The organism is Vibrio sp. TRT 29B02 (assembly GCF_050113655.1).
In the GTDB taxonomy this organism is placed as follows: Bacteria; Pseudomonadota; Gammaproteobacteria; order Enterobacterales; family Vibrionaceae; genus Vibrio.
In genome coordinates this window covers 70,590-87,165 of sequence record NZ_JBNJOJ010000020.1, presented here as the reverse complement: position 1 = coordinate 87,165, position 16,576 = coordinate 70,590, and the positions used below count along the sequence as shown (strand labels likewise).

Here is a 16,576-nt window from a genome sequence, read left to right as displayed (position 1 = left end):
GCAGGTCTATCGCCAAGCGGTAAGGCAGCGGCTTTTGATGCCGCCATTCCCTGGTTCGAATCCAGGTAGACCTGCCATTATTTATCGGTTCACTAGATAAGCATCATTTGATGCCCCATCTATTGTCCCTGGCTCGGCTCTCAGTAGCCCGCCATTATTTATAGGTTCACTAGATGCCACATCTATTGTTCCTGGTTAGGGCATCAGTAGCCTGACATATACAACGTTATCTTGATTTTACCAATTATCAGGATGACTACAGAATACGATGCGGAAATGGCGGAATTGGTAGACGCACCAGATTTAGGTTCTGGCGCCGCAAGGTGTGAGAGTTCAAGTCTCTCTTTCCGCACCATTCTTTATAAAACCCAGCTTTTAGCTGGGTTTTGTTTTATCTACTCTATGAAAAATTTGGTCGACGAACGATGTCGAGAGATAAAAAAATCCAGCCGAGGCTGGATTTTTTGCTTAGAGTCATGACTTTTAAATTTGCTTAGAAATTACTTTCTTAGCCTAAAAGCCCCAACGCTGAGTTGGGCGCTTGCTTTGCTTGAGCAAGAACAGAGCTCGAAGCCTGAGTAAGGATCTGAGATTTCGTTAGAGCTGTCGTCTCTTTCGCGAAGTCTGTATCCTTAATTCGGCTCTTAGACGCATTCACATTTTCGTTAATGTTATCTAAGTTATTGATTGCATGGTTGAAACGGTTCTGGAATGCACCCAGTTCTGCACGATGGCTATCAACAAATTTAAGAGCCGCATCGACAATCGCTACCGATTCTTGTGCACCACCAACCGACGTTACATCGATCGTGTCAACGGTAACCGCTTTAGCTTCACCAATACTTAGTTCACCCGCTAAGCTACCACCAAAGGTTGCAACGCCTTCAACGCGGTTGTTATCGGTAAATAGCTGTAGCTTGCCATCTTGATCGACTGACGCTTTAACAAGATCAGTTTGACCATTGATGTAAGTCGCTAGCTCTTCGATATCGTCACCAGCTTTTGCGTTAATCGCTACGTTTTGCTCTTGTCCAAACTTGTCAGTTAGCGTGATTGTAAGGTCATTTGCCCCACTCTGCACTGCCCAGTCTTTGCCTTGGCCATTCGCTGCAACGTAACTGTTACCACCCATCATAGCGTTGTCGCTACGCATATTGTTCATGGTAAGCATAACGGCTTCACCGTTGTCCGCACCAATTTGGAAGGACTTGGTCGCGAACGTACCATTCAGTAGCTTGTTACCACCAAAAGAGGTTGTTTCTGCGATACGGTTAAGTTCATCATTCAGTGCCGTGATCTCTTCTTGAATCGCTACACGCTCAGACTTAGAGTTAGAGCCGTTAGCTGATTGAAGTGATAGATCACGCATACGTTGTAGGATGTTGGTTGTTTCGTTCATGGCACCTTCGGCTGTTTGTGCCATCGAAATACCATCGTTTGCGTTACGTACTGCGACGTCTAAACCTCGGCTTTGTACATTCAAACGGTTAGAAATTTGTAGACCCGCAGCGTCATCTTTTGCGCTGTTGATCTTAAAACCGGATGAAAGTCTTTCCATCGATGCTTGTTGAGCAGTTGAAGCGCTATTCAAGTAGCGTTGTGCTGTCATTGCCGCGACGTTTGTATTTACATTAACCGCCATAGTGGTTCTCCTATTGATTTCCGTAGACCGGAGGTAAAGGTTTCCGACGTCTCGGCAAACCAATTAGTTCTCTCAAAGTAACCTTATTAGCGACGTTAATCTGATTAACTTTAGAGCTATTTGGTCAATTTCTATAAAAAAATGGGGTTAACCGTAGCAGATTGATGCGGTTAGCAGATATGAACTTAATTGCTAAAGAAATATGAACTTCAGCCGATAACGCGCGTTTTCGCTGTCGAGGGAGTAAATTTAAAGATAGTTTTCTTTGGGCAAAAGAAAAGCCCCTTTTCCTTTGAGAGAACCGGGGCTATTTGGTAGCCAATGCCAATATGGAGATCGAGAGAAATGATCACAGCCTGGCTGCCGCGCTACATAGGTGACTCCAGTGATGGAGCAGGTGAGAGAGAGAACTCCATTACCTAATCACCTATGTTTGCCGTCAAACTTCCACTAACCCTACGTCTAGGTTTACGTTAGTGAAAAGGTTGACCACTACTGCAATAGTGACATTGCAGAGTTTGGCAACTGTTTTGCTTGAGCAAGTATTGAAGTACCTGCTTGTTGCAGAATTTGTGCTTTTGTCATCGCCGTAGTCTCTTTCGCGAAATCAGTATCGCGGATTCGACTGTTCGATGCTTCTACGTTTTCTTGGATGTTAGCCAAGTTGTTGATGCTGTGACTTAGACGGTTTTGTTTCGCACCTAAATCAGCACGTTGTGAATCTACGTACTTCAGTGCCGCATCCACAATACCTACCGCGTTTTGAGCGCCACCAACCGAACGAACATCGATGTTCTGTACTGTTGTTTGCACACCAGGGCCACCGTTTAGGCCAAGTTCACTTGCAAGACCACCTGAGATGTTCAGGTTACCCTCTAAATTAGGCTCTGCGGCAAAGATCTGCAGTCTTCCATCTTGGTCTACAGACGCTTTAAACTTGTCTGTTTGGCCGTTGATATAAGTTGCAAGCTCTTCGATGTCGTCGCCTTCTTTAGCGATAATATCGAGTGTCACTGCTTCACCATCTTTCGTCGTGAACTCAAACTTCAAATCTTTTGCTGCGCTTGGTACACCCCAGTCTTTATCTTTGGCTTTCTCAGGGTCAGAGATAAAAGTTTGTCCGCCCATACGGAAATCGTCTGCACGTACACTGGTTAAGCCCATGATGATCGCTTCACCTGAACTCGCACCGATCTGGAATGATGCTTCGCCAAATGAACCATTCAGCAGTTTACGACCACCAAATGATGTTGTTTCCGCGATACGGTTTAATTCATCTTGCAGTGCCGCTACTTCTTCATGTAGAGCTTGGCGCTCTGACGCAGAGTTAGTACCGTTTGCTGATTGTAGTGACAAGTCACGGATACGTTGAAGAATCGATGTTGACTCATTCATTGCACCTTCAGCTGTCTGGGCAATAGAAATACCGTCGTTGGCATTACGCATTGCTACGTCAAGACCACGAGACTGAGCCGTTAATCGGTTCGAAATCTGTAGGCCAGCCGCATCATCTTTTGCACTGTTGATCTGTTGACCAGAAGACAAACGCTCCATAGAGGTATTCAGATCACCCGTTGCTTTGTTTAGGTAACGCTGGGCTGTCATCGCCGAAACGTTAGTATTTACTGTAATGGTCATAGTTTGCTCTCCTATTGAGTTCGCAAGTGCTTGCGAAGCGGCCAGCTTTGTCTCATTTGGAAGCACTGACCGTAAATGCCTTGCTAAGCAGATCGATTACCTGCTTAAAACTAATTTGTTTAACTCTCAATTAACTGATTCAAGTTGTGTGCCAATTTTAAAAATCCGGAAAATAAATTTATTTATCCTTATTTATTAGCAACTTGAATCTAGTGATTGCAAATCATCCTAATTGAACAAATTACACTCACCGCCTGCGGCAAGCTCGTTGCCGCTCTTTTGCCACCTGACTTGCCACTCATCGTGGTTTCGTTTTGCTGGCAAACTACATCTATCTCGCTCTTATGGCATGGCGCATAAGGCATTGAGATTAGATGTAGTTAAATAGTGTTAAGTCTTTGGTTTTACCAAACGCTTGTTGTGACGCTTGTAGTGCTCGCGAGTTCTCGTTGAATTCGATAATCGCTTCTGCATAATCCAGATCTTCAAAATTACTTTTTGATTTAGCCAACGTCATTTTGAAGTCGTCATGCTGCTCTTCTTGGATATCAAGTGTATTTAGCCTTGCACCCACATCCGTGCGCGCCTTGTTCAAATGAATGAAAGCGGCATGGAATTCTTGTGTAATCTGATGTAACTGAGCGGTGTTGGATGCGTCTGATACCGAACCTCGTGAATACTCCATCGCATCTTTAAACGTTTCAAACACACTGAAGGTACGTCTCGGCTCTAAGCTGATCTCATCACCTTTGGTAATCTGGCCTTTGACCTGAATTTTCACGCCTTCGTATTGAATGCCTTTGGCAGGGTCAAAGGTGTCTGCTTTAACGACTGAACCATCACGTTCCAGCTGGTATCCATATTTGCCGTCGGGCATATCGACAAAAGTGACTTTATAGGTCGACTGATCGTCTGGATTAATGTTGATAGCACGCTCTAGTAGCAGTTCTGATGCGTCTTTTAGGTTGTACTTAGGTTCAAAATCACCAAATGGATTGTCTATTTCCATATACAGCTTGCTGCCTGGATCATTGATTGGCATTTCTAAGCTGTTGGAGATCTTCATCTTGCGTTGATAGTCATCGCCTGCGTACACCACCTCTCCATCCTTATCACGGAAGAATGGTTGGTTTTTAGGTTTAGTACCGGCAAAGATATAGTTGCCGGACTCATCTTGAACATTGACCAAGTTGAGGAAGTTATTGGCAATCTCTTGGATCTCTCTACGCTTCGCTAATCGGTCTTCTGGTGATAAGGCACCATTGATCATTTCCATCACCGTGCGTTTCGCTTCATCAGCAAACTGTTCAGCATTGGAGATAATGACCTCATGGTGCTCTAGACGATTGCGAGTCAACACAATCGCATCAGTAAACTGACGTAATTGCTCTTTTTGCTGACCAATATTTTGGATGTAATGCGTTGCCAGTGGATCATCACTGGCTTTCATTAACTTTTTACCCGACGCTAACTGCGCCTGATTATGGTGTACTTTCGCTTCGGAACGACGCAAATCATTCTGTACTGATTGATAGTTATGGAAGCTAGAAATACGGTTCATCATTTATGCCTCCTTATCTCAACGCCAGAATGGTGTTAAAGGTATCATTTGCCGCCTGCATGATGCGTGAGGAAGCCATATACGCTTGCTGGAACTTCATCATGTTTGCCGCTTCCTCATCGAGGTTAACGCCAGAAATCGACGCTACACGTTCCTGCGCAGCTTCTTTTTCCAAACGCGATACATCTGTCAGCCTTGAAGCGGTCGACATCTGCAAACCAACGTTTGTATTGAGGTTGTGATAAATATCCAGAATGGTCGATTCGCCATCATTGAGCTTTTTATCGGTCTGGATATTTTGCATTTTTAGCAAGTTGCCGTTATCACCTTCTGAAGGGACAAGGTTTGCCGTAAACTTGTCATTCGGCAACGCACCATCGGTCAACTCAAATGAGGTGCCCTGCACTGTCACAACACCCGATGGTGGGTAGTCTCGTGGCTCAAGCAGTACATTGCCTTTGGTGTCAGTAACGGCAAACTGTTTGCCATCCGGTGAGATGATGACTTCAAACTCACGTAATGCACCTGCTTGTTCAATACTGAACTTCGCCTTGCCTTGAGCAAAGGTTGTGGATGCTTCATAACTTTGTGCGGCAATATCACTTGGGTCATTCGTTGCCATCTTCATCTGTGCCGCGCCACTTCGAGTTGGTCTCAACAGAACGCGCTCTCCAGACTCTAGATCCTTACGAATATCGATACGGATACCGTCAAGTGTGATGGCATTGTCGACAACGGGAACAATAAATTGCTCTCCAGAAGGACGCGTTATGTAGTAATCCCCGCCCGTGTATTGCAGAGAGTACTCGCCACCAACTAACTTGCTGGTATCTTCAATAAACACCGCAACATCAGCACTTGAATTCGATGACGTCACAACTCTAGACTTTGCCACCACATCCGAGTTCACATCGGTAAACATCAGACCACCAATGTTGCCTCTTAAATCCAGACCTTGAGACTGGAGCTTGTTGACTTGGTATGAGAATGAAGTCGCTAATCGTCCTAACTCATCCATCAATTCTGGAATTTTCTCATCGCGCATCGAGAGCATAGCTCCGATTTTGCCATCAATATCCTTGGTGGTAATTGCCTTGATACCTTTACCTTCAATCATGGCAAGACGACGCTGATGTACATCTGGATAACCATCAATCATCTTGAGTTCACTCGCTTCAGTTCCTGAAACGAGGGTGTGACCATTACCAATGTGAATATTGAAACCTTCAGCGTTTTTACGTGGCGTAACGGTTACCTTGGTGTACTCAGACAGTTCCGCGACCAATTTTTCATGGGTATCCATCAAATCATTGTGTGGCCCAGGTGTACGCATCATCAATCGATGTAAGTCTCTAATTTCCAAAGCAAGTTGATTGACACGCTCTATGCCGAGCTCAAGTTTTTTATTAGTGACATCGGATTGACGACGGATGGTTTCATGGAAATCATTAAGGTTTTGCGTAATCAGATTCGCTTTCTCTAACACAACCTTACGTGCGCCCACATCATTCGGACTGTCTGCGAGTGATTTCACGCCATCGAACCATTCATTAAGATTTTCAGGAATTTTTTTCGATGCCACTGAAGAGAGCATGCTAGATAGCATCTCTAAATTGCCTTCGTCATCGACTTTATGCGCATAGTTAGTGGTAGAGACATTGAGTTCATTGACGGCAAACTGATCCCAAGAGCGGCGAACTTTTTCCACATGGACACCCATACCGTAGGTTTCCCCACCGTATTGGCGTGGCATGTTTGTGCCTTGTATCACCGACTGACGGCTGTAACCCTCTGTATTTACATTAGAGATGTTATGACCAGTGGTGTTGAGTTGTCTCTGAGCCGTCAGTACGCTTTGCGAACCAAGATTCAGAAGATCAGACGCCATATTGCCCCCAAGAAACCTTTAAAAATCAGTGTTAACTGAATATCTGAATTAAGATTTGCAATATGTGTGCCAAAGCGAGAAGCGAGAAGCGAGACAATTCTGAAAGGGCTGACAGTTCATGCCAACACTTTTCTTTAAATTCAGATAATTAGACTCAAATATTAGCCTGCACTGCCTGCAACTTTCGACTCACTCACCACCAGATCCTCTCGAAGGACGAAGTCCGTTCTCGACTCTCGGTGCGAAGCGTGCTAGTTCTCCATCGGGCGCAGCCCTCGAGTTACATCTGATCAATCCGCGCCTTAACGCTTAGTACCTTATCAGCATAACGAGGATCGGTCGCGTAGCCAGCTTGATGAATGCCACGGATAAACTCTTCATTGTTTCCGCCATGGCGAAGTGCAGTGGTGTAACGAGGGTTTTGATTGAGAAAACGAACATAGTCGTTAAAGCTCTCTTCGTAACTTTGATAAGAGCGAAATGCTGCGTGTTCTTTGACTGGCACCCCTTGATGGTACTCAAGAGTTTGTGTCGCAACACGGTCACCTGACCAACTACGGTCAGCTTTAATATTGAACAGGTTATTACTGCTGCCGGCCGCGTTGTTCACCACCTTTTGGCCCCAGCCGGTTTCAAGTGCGGCTTGAGCAAGCAGCAATGAAGAATCAATGCCTAATGCACGAGCTGCTTTCTCTGCATAAGGCTTCATTGATGCGACAAACGACTCAGGCGAGTCAAATCGAGAAGGCTCTTTAGTTGCAGAAACTGCGGTTGGCGCTGAAGCGGTATTCGCTTGCTGTTGACGGATACGATCGACTCTTTCCATCATTGTCTCAAAATCAGCGTTGCGTGCGTTGGCATTCTGGTTTTCAACCTTACCGGAAGTCAGCTGAGCGACAATCATATCGGCTAAGCCCAGAGAACCTGATGCACTCAATTCACTCGCCATCTGCTCATCCATCATCTGACGATAGAATTGTTGGTTTTGGCTATCCATCAAGCCAGACTCAAATGTGGAGTTAGCGTCACGCATTGACTTAAATAGCATGTTAGTGAAGATAGCTTCGAACTGTTTCGCGGCAGCAGCCAGCGCTTCTTTTTCACTCCCCTCATCACCTTCAACCGCTTTCTTACGCAGTTTATCTAGGTTAGCGATATCATGAATAAAACCGATGTCATTACCGTTGTTAATCATGTTCTACTCCTTAGATAACAATGAGTTGGCCTTCGATTGCACCTGCTTGTTTGAGTGCTTGAAGGATTGCCATTAAATCCGAAGGCGCAGCGCCAACTTCGTTCACCGCGCGAACGAGATCATCGAGCGTCAGACCTGGCTCAAACTTAAACATCTTGCCCTGCTCTTCAGTGACTTCAATGTCAGTATCCGGTACCACAACCGTCTCACCACCACCAAAAGCATTAGGTTGGCTAACATTGAGGTTTTCTTTAATCGCCACTGTCATGCCGCCATGTGTGACTGCCGCAGGTTTAAGTCGTACGTGCTTACCAACCACGATAGTGCCAGTGCGCGAGTTAACAATGATTTTTGCGGAGCCGTCTGCTGGGTCAAACTCAATGTTCTCAATCGCAGATAGGTAAGCAACGCGTTGTGTAACATCACGAGGTGCACGAACTTTGACGGAAGTTGCATCGACCGCCGATGCCGTTTGAGGACCGAGGAAGTTATTTACCGCATCAGCCATACGCTGTGCAGTTGTAAAATCTGATTCAAGCAAGTTAAAGGTAATGTAGTCGCCGCGGCTAAATGGCGTTGGTATTTCACGTTCGACCATCGCGCCGTTTGAAATCATACCTGCCGCCGGATTATTGCCAACAATTTTCGAACCATCCGCACCCGAGGCACTAAAACCGCTCACCACCAAATTGCCTTGCGCAACGGCATAAATTTGCCCGTCGAGACCCTTTAGCATCGTCTGCATTAAGGTACCGCCACGTAAGCTTTTTGCCGATCCAATTGAAGAGACCGTCACGTCGATGGTTTGTCCTTGCTTAGAAAATGCAGGCAGTTCAGCGGTAACGATAACGGCAGCCACGTTTTTACTTTTCGGTTTCGTACCTGGTGGCATCTGAATACCAAAGTTCTGCAACATGGCGTTAAAGCTCTGATCGGTAAAGGGAGTGGATTCTCCAGTACCTGGCAGACCTGTAACCAGACCGTAACCGACCAGTTGGTTGCTACGAACACCAGCGACCTGAGCAACGTCTTTGATGCGTGCTGCTTGCGCTGAAGTCGCGAGGACCAACAAGCTTGTAAATAGGAGAAACAACTTTTTCATGACCATACCTTTACTCTAACTCTTTGCCATCTTTACTGTCGTGCCAAAAAAGCGGCATCAGATGGATTTAGAGAGATACATTAAAGAATCGTGCCAAGAAACCTGGCTCTTGCATATCTTGCTGCGTTCCTGTACCTGAGTACTGAATTCTTGCGTTTGATATGCGGTTTGACGCAATAGTGTTGTCGTAATCAATATCATCAGGACGAATCGTTCCGCTGAGTCGGATATATTCATCGCCAGTATTAAGTGTCAACCACTTCTCACCACGTATGACCAAGTTGCCGTTCGCCAGTACTTCAATCACTTCAACTGTAATTGAACCAGAAATGCTGTTACTTTGATTTGCCGCGGCACTGCCACTGAATTTATTGTCGTTGCTTAAATTGTACGAAAAGTTGTAGTCACCAATATTAAGTTGCTGACCACCCACTTCTAGTGGATCCATCGACGCATCATTGTTTTTAGATAGATCTGCGTCAGAGCTTTTTGCCGCTTTAGTGCTTTCATCTAGCGTAACCGTGATGATGTCGCCAATACCGCGTGGTTTGGAATCGTCATATAGGCTGGTAGTTTGAGCCATGTTAAACAGCGATCCCGTTTCCGCCGCATAATGCTCTGGACGATGTGTCGGATGTATCGGTGCCCATGCAGGGTCCCCCGCAACAGGGTCAGCTCGACCGCGCAATGTATCGATAACGCCTGCGCTTTCGTCATTCGATTTGTCCCCTTCGACCGCGTCAACGGTTGTGGTTCCTTGAACGACATCAGGAGTTTCAATCGGTGGCTCAAGCATAGTACAGCCCGAAACAACTGTAAGAGCGAAAAGTGCGAGTAATCGATTCATTGCCCTATCCCTAAATTAAAGCTGCTGGTTAACAAAGCTCATCATCTTGTCTACCGCAGAGATGACTTTGGAATTCATTTCATAAACACGCTGAGCTTCGATCATATTGACCAGCTCTTCCGTCACGTTGACGTTTGATGTTTCCAACATTGACTGTCTTACTTCACCGAAACCGTCGAAACCAGGAACACCTTCTTGTGGATCACCACTCGCACCTGTCGGTAGGTATAAGTTTTGACCAATAGGTTCTAAACCACCTGGGTTGACGAAATCTACCGTCGCGATCTGGCCAACCACTTGGTTATCTTGCTGGCCTCGCACGCGAACTGAGACTTCACCGTCGGTACCGATCGTGACACTAATCGCGTCCTCAGGGATGGCAATTTCTGGCTCTAAGGCGTAACCCGCACCAGAGGTGACAATAACGCCTTCATCATTGACCGTGAACTGACCGTTACGTGTATAACCGATGTTGCCATCTGGCATCAGGATCTGGAAGAAACCATCACCCTCAATCATCATATCGAGACTGTTGTTTGTTGTTTGAGTGTTACCCTGAGTGTGAACTTTTTGCGTCGCTACTACTTTAGAACCCGCGCCTAACATCAGGCCGCTTGGCAGTTCTGTATTTTGCGATGACTGACCACCTGGCTGATTAATGTTCTGGTAGAACAAGTCTTCAAAAACGGCGCGGCTCTTTTTGTAACCTACCGTTGATGCGTTAGCCAAGTTGTTTGAAATTGTTGAAATATTGGTTTGCTGAGCGTCTAACCCAGTCTTACTTACCCATAGTGCCGGATGCATAACCTTCTCCTAAAATTTGTTAGCTCATACGAAGCAGAGAGTCAGACGCTTTGTCCATATCTTCTGCGGTGCTCATCATTTTCACTTGCATTTCAAACTGACGTTGCAAGTCAATCAGGCTAGTCATCTCGCCAATTGCATTGACGTTGCTGCCTTCAATTGCGCCTGTGAGCAGTTTTACACCGGCATCCGCTTCGTATGCCGCATTAGGATCTTTTGCACGGAACAAGCCGTTTACATCTTTGAATAGTGATTGATTATTGGTGCTAGTGAGCTTGATTCGATCAACGATTTCTATTGCATCTGCCGGAGCTCCTTGAGGAACAACCGAGATGGTGCCATCGTTGCCGATTTCAATTTTGCTGACTGGAATTGGCAGAGTAATTGGCGCACCTGCTTCACCAAGAACAAGATTGCCGTTGCCACTCACCAACATACCGTTAACGTCAACTTTTAAGTTGCCATCGCGTGTTAGGCCTTCTTTGCCAGTTTTATCGAGAACCGACATCCAGCCTTGACCTTGGATCGTAACGTCGAGATCTCGTCCTGTCGTGATCACGCTACCTTGTTGAAAATTATGTCCCGGACGTTCAGTCATGCTAAACACGCGACTTGGTAAACCATCGCCATATGCTTGCATTGAACGAGCTTGCGCCAAATCAGCACGAAAGCCCGTAGTACTGACGTTCGCCAAGTTGTTTGCTCTAAGCTGTAGCGCTTGCATATTCTGCTTGGCTCCGCTCATCGCTAGAAACAGTGCACGATCCATAATTTGCTCCAAAAATCACAATTCAGATCAATGAAAGCAACTTATGTGCCAATATTAATTTTCCTTTATTATCAATAAACTAAACTGAAAGCGGCAAAAATAGAAAGGAGTAAGAGGAGTGCATTGCCTGTTGCGGCAACAATAGCAAGCTGATGATTGCCACCAGCTTGCTAAACAGATGATTGCGAGTATCGCTAAATAGAGATTAACGAATCTGTAGGATGTTTTGTTGCGTTTGGTTATGAACTTCAAGTGAACGAGAGTTCGCTTGGAAGTTACGCTGCGCAGAGATCAAGTCGACAAGTTCTTGAGTCATATCGATGTTTGACTGTTCTAGTGTACCGCTACTGATGGTACCAAAAGAGCCTTTATTCGATTCACCCCAGATTTTATCGCCAGAGAACTGAGTCGCATCCCATTGCGTACCGCCCTTCTTATCTAAGCCTTGCTCGTTTGCGACACGAACCAGCGCCACACGACCTAAGATGATATTTTCGCCGTTTGAGTAAGTGCCAAGCACGCTACCGTTCTCGTCGAAATCCACTTTGGTCAAGAAGCCAGTTGTTGCGCCATCTTCGTCGAACTTGGTCAATTCAAATGGTGCCGCGAACTGTGTCGCATCTTGCAGGCCAAAAGATAAAGTTTGGTTAACGTCAGCACCATTCAGTTCAACTGGGTTTGCTCCGGTACCCAAGGCTTCAGAAACAATGTTCTGACCGCTGTTTAGGCTAGCAAGCGTACCATCGTTGTTAAACTTCATTGTGTGACCAACGTGTCCCGTCGGCGCTGTCGCATCACCGCCTAAAATATTCAATGGCTTCTCACCTGCTTTGTCAGTCACAGTGTAGTAAGTTTGCCACGTATTAGGCTGTGTTTGATCTTTCAGATAATAGGTCGTTAACTTGTACGACTGACCCATAGAGTCATAAATGGTCGAAGAAGTTGAACGGTTGTATGTCTCAGGATCCGTGTAATCAAACAACGCCGGATCTTTTAACTCACCATTAGCTGGAAGGTTAACACCTACTTCAATGTTAGAAGTCTGCTTAGGTTTACCGAACTCTTTTGGAATGTTGAGCGGTGATGGCTCGTATGAAAGCACATCGCCAGTATCTTTGTTGACTTGATAACCCAGCAGGAACTCATCGTTCGCTGTAACCATGTAGTTATCTTTGTTCAGGTGAAATGCACCGTTACGCGTTAACTCATTGGTGGTTGGAGAAAGACGATCTTTCGCCACCGCGAAGAAGCCTGTACCGCCGATACGTAGATCCATTGGGTTGTTAGTATAAATACTTGAACCTTCGTGAAACTGCTGAGCGACCTTAGCAGCTTGTACACCTTGACCAGGTGTCGTTTTCGCGTGTGTAAACAGTGAATTAGAGTAAACATCACCAAACTCTGCACGTGACTCTTTAAAGCCAAATGTGTTCGCGTTGGCAATATTGTTACTGGTTGTGTTCAGATCTAACTGAGCTGCGGATAAACCGCTTAGTGCAACATATGACATTCCAAAATCTCCTATCTAGCTAGCATATCTACTTAAAGTTACGCTTTGCCAACTTCTAGTACTTCAGCAAGTCGAACTGGCGACTCAAAGCCAGCCAGATTGAGTAGTACGTTACCATCGCCTTTACCAAGGAGAACACTATTGACGTTTGCATAGGTCGAAACCTCAAACTCTTTCGCTTCTCCATCTAGCAAACCAGATGCTTTCACATTGTATTTGCCAGCCGGCAATGGGTTACCGTTTTGATCTTTGCCGTCCCATACAACTCGGTTATCGCCACCAGGCTTTGAACCGACATCGAAGGTACGAACAAGCTGCCCCATTTGATCTTCTATTCTCACCATCAAGTTATCGACGGCTTGAGGAAGTTTGATCATAGCAGCCATACTGCCGTTATCGTTTTTCACGCCAGCAGCACCTGGGACCAAGACGTCACGCCCTACTAAAGAGGACGCCTGTAGCGCTTGGTTTGATGTCATCGAAGTGTTCAGTGTTTCAAACTGATTGTTCATCTTCCCGATGCCATCTACCGTCGCGAATGACGCCATTTGTGCAATCATCTGGTCATTACTGACCGGCTTAAACGGGTCTTGCTGGGCAAGTTGCTTGGTGAGCAAAGATAAGAAGTCTTCTTGCTTAAGTTCCTGCTTACCTGTTGTCTCGTTCGGCTTATTCTTGTCCTGAAGCTGTTTAAGCTGATCGATATAGGACAAGCCGCTTTGACCAACATTATTATTAATGCCTCCGGCCATACGTTACCTCCTTATCCCTATTGACCCATCTGCAGCGTACGCAGCAGCATTTGTTTGCTTGCATCTGCTAATTGAACGTTCGTTTGGTAAGAACGTGAAGCAGAAATCATGTTTGCCATTTCTTCCATCACATTGACATTAGGCTTGTAGATATAGCCCTCATCATTTGCGAGTGGGTGATCAGGGTTGTACTCCGCGGTAAGCGGTTTATCGCTTTCTATAATACCCATCACTTTCACTGGCACGGTATGGTCGCGGCCATACTTTGCCTTACTTAACTCAGCACCAAACACAGCATGACGCGCCTTATAAGTATCTTTTGCAGAGCTAGAGATACTGTCCGCGTTAGCCAAATTACTAGAGGTAGTATTTAGACGAACGGATTCAGCGCTCATGGCAGAACCAGTTACATTGAATACGTTAAATAAGCTCATCTATCTATTCCCCTTTAATTGCTTTCGTTAAGTTCTTGAATTTACTTCCTAAGAAGTCGAGTGATGCTTGGTGTCTGATTTGGTTTTGCATAAACAAGTTACGCTCTAAATCCACATCAACCGTGTTGCCATCACCGGTGTCAGGTTGTGTTGGAAGACGATACATTACTTCCCCTGTCACTTGGGTAGAGGCAGGTATGTGCCGACCATCAGTACGGCTAAGACCAATGCTTGCCCCCGAGGTTGCCGCCTGCAATGCCTTCTGGAAATCCATCCCTTTTGATTTAAAACCAGGTGTGTTCGATTGAGCAATGTTGGTGGAGATCACCTCAGCATTGCGCTCACGTACGCCCACCGTGTGCTGGTGGATACCTAATGCGTTGTCAAAAGAAATAGCCATGTTGACCTCTACTCAAAGAACTGACCGTTACTATTAAATATAAAGCAATTAGCGTACCAACTTTTAAAATCGTTCCACTGTTACTTCATTTTTTACTGAGCAATAACCACGCCAACTTTACATGTTGTTCGCAGCTAGGTGAGATTTTGGAATTACTCAATCAAAAGTATACAAGCAACTTTTGCCGTCGTACAAAAAAGCCCAGCACTATGGCTGGGCTTAATAAAACAACGCTTAACTATTTAAGCTTGTAGATGATTCCTGGATTACATCTGACCATCTCAAATCGATCCGTTAATCCGGTTAACGACTCTGATGCCCCGAGCAGCAGATAACCACCTGGATTTAGACTGTTGGCCATTTGATTAAGCACTTGAGACTTCATTTCCGGTGAGAAGTAAATCAATACGTTGCGGCAAAAAATAATGTCAAACTTACCGAGCAATGCGTAGCTATCCATTAAGTTTTGCGGTCTAAAGTTAACCAGACGCTTAACGTTATCTTTAACCTTCATTCGACCATCGCCCGCATCTTCAAAGAAAGTGCGACGGCGCTCTGGAGAAAGTCCTCTCCCCAACGCTAGGTTGTCATACACGCCTGCTCGACACATATCAAGCATGCTTGCAGAGATATCCGTTGCGGTAATCGCAACGCTAGGCAACATGCCTGGTTTGCGCTGCTGAGTCTCTATGATGGTCATCGCCATTGAATAAGGCTCTTGACCTGATGAACTCGCGGCAGACCAAATCTTAATTGGTCTTTTGTTTGCCGCGACTTCTGGCAACAACTTGTTCGCCAGTACTTCGAACGGATAGGTATCTCGAAACCAAAGCGTCTCATTTGTCGTCATCGCATCAACAGCAGCAACACGCAACTCACGATTGCGTCCCGTCACTACGTCTCTCAGCAAATCAGACAACGAAGCCAGCTTGAACTTGGTGACAAGTGGGCTTAGTCGGCTTCTTACCAGATACTGCTTACTGTCCCCAAGAACAATACCGCATTGTGACTCTAAGAAACGGCTGAAATCACGATATTCTTGATCGCTTATAGTTATTGCTGTCATTAACTTCTCTTTTTATTTTGTAAGTGCAGTTTTCACCGCATTACCAAGCTCATCGGGGTTAAATTTGGCAATAAAAGCGTTTGCCCCAACTCGTTCAACCATAGCTTGGTTAAATACACCACTAAGTGATGAGTGAAGAATAACATAAAGATCTTTCAGATCAGGATTACGGCGTACTTCCGCAGTCAATGTATAACCGTCCATTTCTGGCATCTCGATATCAGAGATAACCAGAGATATTTGATCATAAATACTGCTTTCAGATGCCATTTCCACAAGCTTTTCATAAGCCTCTTTGCCATCTTTCACAGCAACGACGTCGAAACCTAAGGAAGTAATTGCACGCTCAACTTGCTTACGTGCCACAGTAGAGTCGTCAGCAATAAGTATACGACGTACAATTTCTTTTTCCGTTTCCGCCTGCGCAATCTCTTCACCAATGGATGCGTCCATCGTTTCATCAACAGGCGCAATCTCTGCCAGTATTTTTTCTACATCGAGAATTTCTACTAACTCATTATCGATATTCGTTACAGCCGTCAGGTAGTTCGCTTTGCCTGCTCCATCTGGTGGCGGCAAAATCGCCTCCCAGTGCATATTAATAATACGCTCGACTGAAGTAACTAAGAAAGCCTGAATTGTTCGGTTAAACTCTGCAATTACAACGAACGCTTTTTCAACGTCCATTGTTGGACGGCCACCAATAGCTAAACTTAAATCAATGACTGAAACTGTATGGCCACGAATATGGGCAACCCCTTTCACTAAAGGGTGCAAGTTTGGCATTGAAGTAAGCTTAGGACACTGGAGAACCTCTTTTACTTTAAATACGTTGATTCCATAACGCTGACGCCCCATTAGGCGAAAGGTTAGGAGTTCTAATCGGTTTTGACCGACGAGTTGCGTACGCTGATTCACAGAATCAAGAATACCCGTCATAAGCTCATCTCCATCTCAAACTTTCATGC

General features: G+C 45.4%; 15 protein-coding genes and 2 tRNA genes. 2 read left to right on the top strand and 15 right to left on the bottom strand.

The genetic code is table 11. The features are described from left to right. Positions 1-2: 2 nt before the first annotated feature. Positions 3-77, top strand: a tRNA-Gln gene (locus ACQEXT_RS13510). 193 nt (positions 78-270) lie between these two features. Further along, positions 271-355 (top strand) — tRNA-Leu (locus ACQEXT_RS13505). A gap of 153 nt (positions 356-508) precedes the next feature. Here the strand turns inward: ACQEXT_RS13505 and ACQEXT_RS13500 are convergent. From ACQEXT_RS13500 to ACQEXT_RS13430, 15 genes are all read right to left on the bottom strand, one after another. After that, a complete protein-coding gene (locus ACQEXT_RS13500; RefSeq protein ID WP_426952485.1) occupies positions 509-1,642 on the bottom strand; it encodes a flagellin in 1,134 nt (377 codons plus the stop codon). A gap of 492 nt (positions 1,643-2,134) precedes the next feature. After that, positions 2,135-3,280 (bottom strand): flagellin, encoded by a 1,146-nt coding sequence (locus tag ACQEXT_RS13495; protein ID WP_426952483.1) that lies wholly within the window; start codon positions 3,278-3,280, stop codon positions 2,135-2,137. 370 nt (positions 3,281-3,650) lie between these two features. After that, complete coding sequence (gene flgL, locus ACQEXT_RS13490; RefSeq protein ID WP_331416043.1) at positions 3,651-4,844, bottom strand: flagellar hook-associated protein FlgL; 1,194 nt, start codon at positions 4,842-4,844, stop codon at positions 3,651-3,653. A 10-nt stretch (positions 4,845-4,854) separates the two neighbouring features. After that, positions 4,855-6,729, bottom strand: a complete 1,875-nt coding sequence (flgK, locus tag ACQEXT_RS13485; RefSeq protein ID WP_426952480.1) for a flagellar hook-associated protein FlgK — start codon at positions 6,727-6,729, stop codon at positions 4,855-4,857. A 280-nt stretch (positions 6,730-7,009) separates the two neighbouring features. Beyond that, entirely contained in the window at positions 7,010-7,924 is a 915-nt protein-coding gene (flgJ, locus tag ACQEXT_RS13480; RefSeq protein WP_269378007.1) for a flagellar assembly peptidoglycan hydrolase FlgJ, read from the bottom strand. 10 nt (positions 7,925-7,934) lie between these two features. After that, the gene (locus ACQEXT_RS13475) at positions 7,935-9,026 is read right to left on the bottom strand and encodes a flagellar basal body P-ring protein FlgI (protein WP_269378008.1); all 1,092 of its coding nucleotides are present in this window, start codon (positions 9,024-9,026) and stop codon (positions 7,935-7,937) included. A gap of 67 nt (positions 9,027-9,093) precedes the next feature. Continuing rightward, on the bottom strand, positions 9,094-9,873 hold the full coding sequence (flgH, locus tag ACQEXT_RS13470) for a flagellar basal body L-ring protein FlgH (protein WP_138971524.1): 780 nt from the start codon (positions 9,871-9,873) through the stop codon (positions 9,094-9,096). 15 nt (positions 9,874-9,888) lie between these two features. After that, positions 9,889-10,677 (bottom strand): flagellar basal-body rod protein FlgG, encoded by a 789-nt coding sequence (gene flgG, locus ACQEXT_RS13465; protein WP_006881569.1) that lies wholly within the window; start codon positions 10,675-10,677, stop codon positions 9,889-9,891. Between the two features lie 19 nt (positions 10,678-10,696). After that, on the bottom strand, positions 10,697-11,446 hold the full coding sequence (gene flgF / locus ACQEXT_RS13460; RefSeq protein ID WP_138971525.1) for a flagellar basal-body rod protein FlgF: 750 nt from the start codon (positions 11,444-11,446) through the stop codon (positions 10,697-10,699). Positions 11,447-11,651: 205 nt separating this feature from the next. Continuing rightward, on the bottom strand, positions 11,652-12,956 hold the full coding sequence (gene flgE, locus ACQEXT_RS13455; RefSeq protein WP_426952477.1) for a flagellar hook protein FlgE: 1,305 nt from the start codon (positions 12,954-12,956) through the stop codon (positions 11,652-11,654). 38 nt (positions 12,957-12,994) lie between these two features. After that, a complete protein-coding gene (flgD, locus tag ACQEXT_RS13450) occupies positions 12,995-13,708 on the bottom strand; it encodes a flagellar hook assembly protein FlgD (RefSeq protein WP_269378011.1) in 714 nt (237 codons plus the stop codon). Positions 13,709-13,725: 17 nt separating this feature from the next. Next, positions 13,726-14,142 (bottom strand): flagellar basal body rod protein FlgC, encoded by a 417-nt coding sequence (gene flgC, locus ACQEXT_RS13445; RefSeq protein WP_138971528.1) that lies wholly within the window; start codon positions 14,140-14,142, stop codon positions 13,726-13,728. A 4-nt stretch (positions 14,143-14,146) separates the two neighbouring features. Further along, entirely contained in the window at positions 14,147-14,542 is a 396-nt protein-coding gene (flgB, locus tag ACQEXT_RS13440) for a flagellar basal body rod protein FlgB (RefSeq protein ID WP_138971529.1), read from the bottom strand. Positions 14,543-14,780: 238 nt separating this feature from the next. After that, positions 14,781-15,608: a protein-glutamate O-methyltransferase gene (locus tag ACQEXT_RS13435; RefSeq protein WP_269378012.1), complete on the bottom strand. Its 828-nt coding sequence runs from the start codon at positions 15,606-15,608 to the stop codon at positions 14,781-14,783. A 12-nt stretch (positions 15,609-15,620) separates the two neighbouring features. Beyond that, on the bottom strand, positions 15,621-16,547 hold the full coding sequence (locus ACQEXT_RS13430; RefSeq protein ID WP_138971531.1) for a chemotaxis protein CheV: 927 nt from the start codon (positions 16,545-16,547) through the stop codon (positions 15,621-15,623). Positions 16,548-16,576: the final 29 nt, after the last annotated feature.

Bases quoted from the DNA above. Each gene is read 5' to 3' on its own strand.
- ACQEXT_RS13475 (WP_269378008.1), bottom strand. From the start codon at position 9,026: ATGAAAAAGTTGTTTCTCCTATTTACAAGCTTGTTGGTCCTCGCGACT.
- flgC (WP_138971528.1), bottom strand. From the start codon at position 14,142: ATGAGCTTATTTAACGTATTCAATGTAACTGGTTCTGCCATGAGCGCT.
- flgL (WP_331416043.1), bottom strand. From the start codon at position 4,844: ATGATGAACCGTATTTCTAGCTTCCATAACTATCAATCAGTACAGAAT.
- flgK (WP_426952480.1), bottom strand. From the start codon at position 6,729: ATGGCGTCTGATCTTCTGAATCTTGGTTCGCAAAGCGTACTGACGGCT.
- ACQEXT_RS13495 (WP_426952483.1), bottom strand. From the start codon at position 3,280: ATGACCATTACAGTAAATACTAACGTTTCGGCGATGACAGCCCAGCGT.
- ACQEXT_RS13435 (WP_269378012.1), bottom strand. From the start codon at position 15,608: ATGACAGCAATAACTATAAGCGATCAAGAATATCGTGATTTCAGCCGT.
- flgE (WP_426952477.1), bottom strand. From the start codon at position 12,956: ATGTCATATGTTGCACTAAGCGGTTTATCCGCAGCTCAGTTAGATCTG.
- flgG (WP_006881569.1), bottom strand. From the start codon at position 10,677: ATGCATCCGGCACTATGGGTAAGTAAGACTGGGTTAGACGCTCAGCAA.
- ACQEXT_RS13430 (WP_138971531.1), bottom strand. From the start codon at position 16,547: ATGACGGGTATTCTTGATTCTGTGAATCAGCGTACGCAACTCGTCGGT.
- flgD (WP_269378011.1), bottom strand. From the start codon at position 13,708: ATGGCCGGAGGCATTAATAATAATGTTGGTCAAAGCGGCTTGTCCTAT.
- ACQEXT_RS13500 (WP_426952485.1), bottom strand. From the start codon at position 1,642: ATGGCGGTTAATGTAAATACAAACGTCGCGGCAATGACAGCACAACGC.
- flgJ (WP_269378007.1), bottom strand. From the start codon at position 7,924: ATGATTAACAACGGTAATGACATCGGTTTTATTCATGATATCGCTAAC.
- flgH (WP_138971524.1), bottom strand. From the start codon at position 9,873: ATGAATCGATTACTCGCACTTTTCGCTCTTACAGTTGTTTCGGGCTGT.
- flgB (WP_138971529.1), bottom strand. From the start codon at position 14,542: ATGGCTATTTCTTTTGACAACGCATTAGGTATCCACCAGCACACGGTG.
- flgF (WP_138971525.1), bottom strand. From the start codon at position 11,446: ATGGATCGTGCACTGTTTCTAGCGATGAGCGGAGCCAAGCAGAATATG.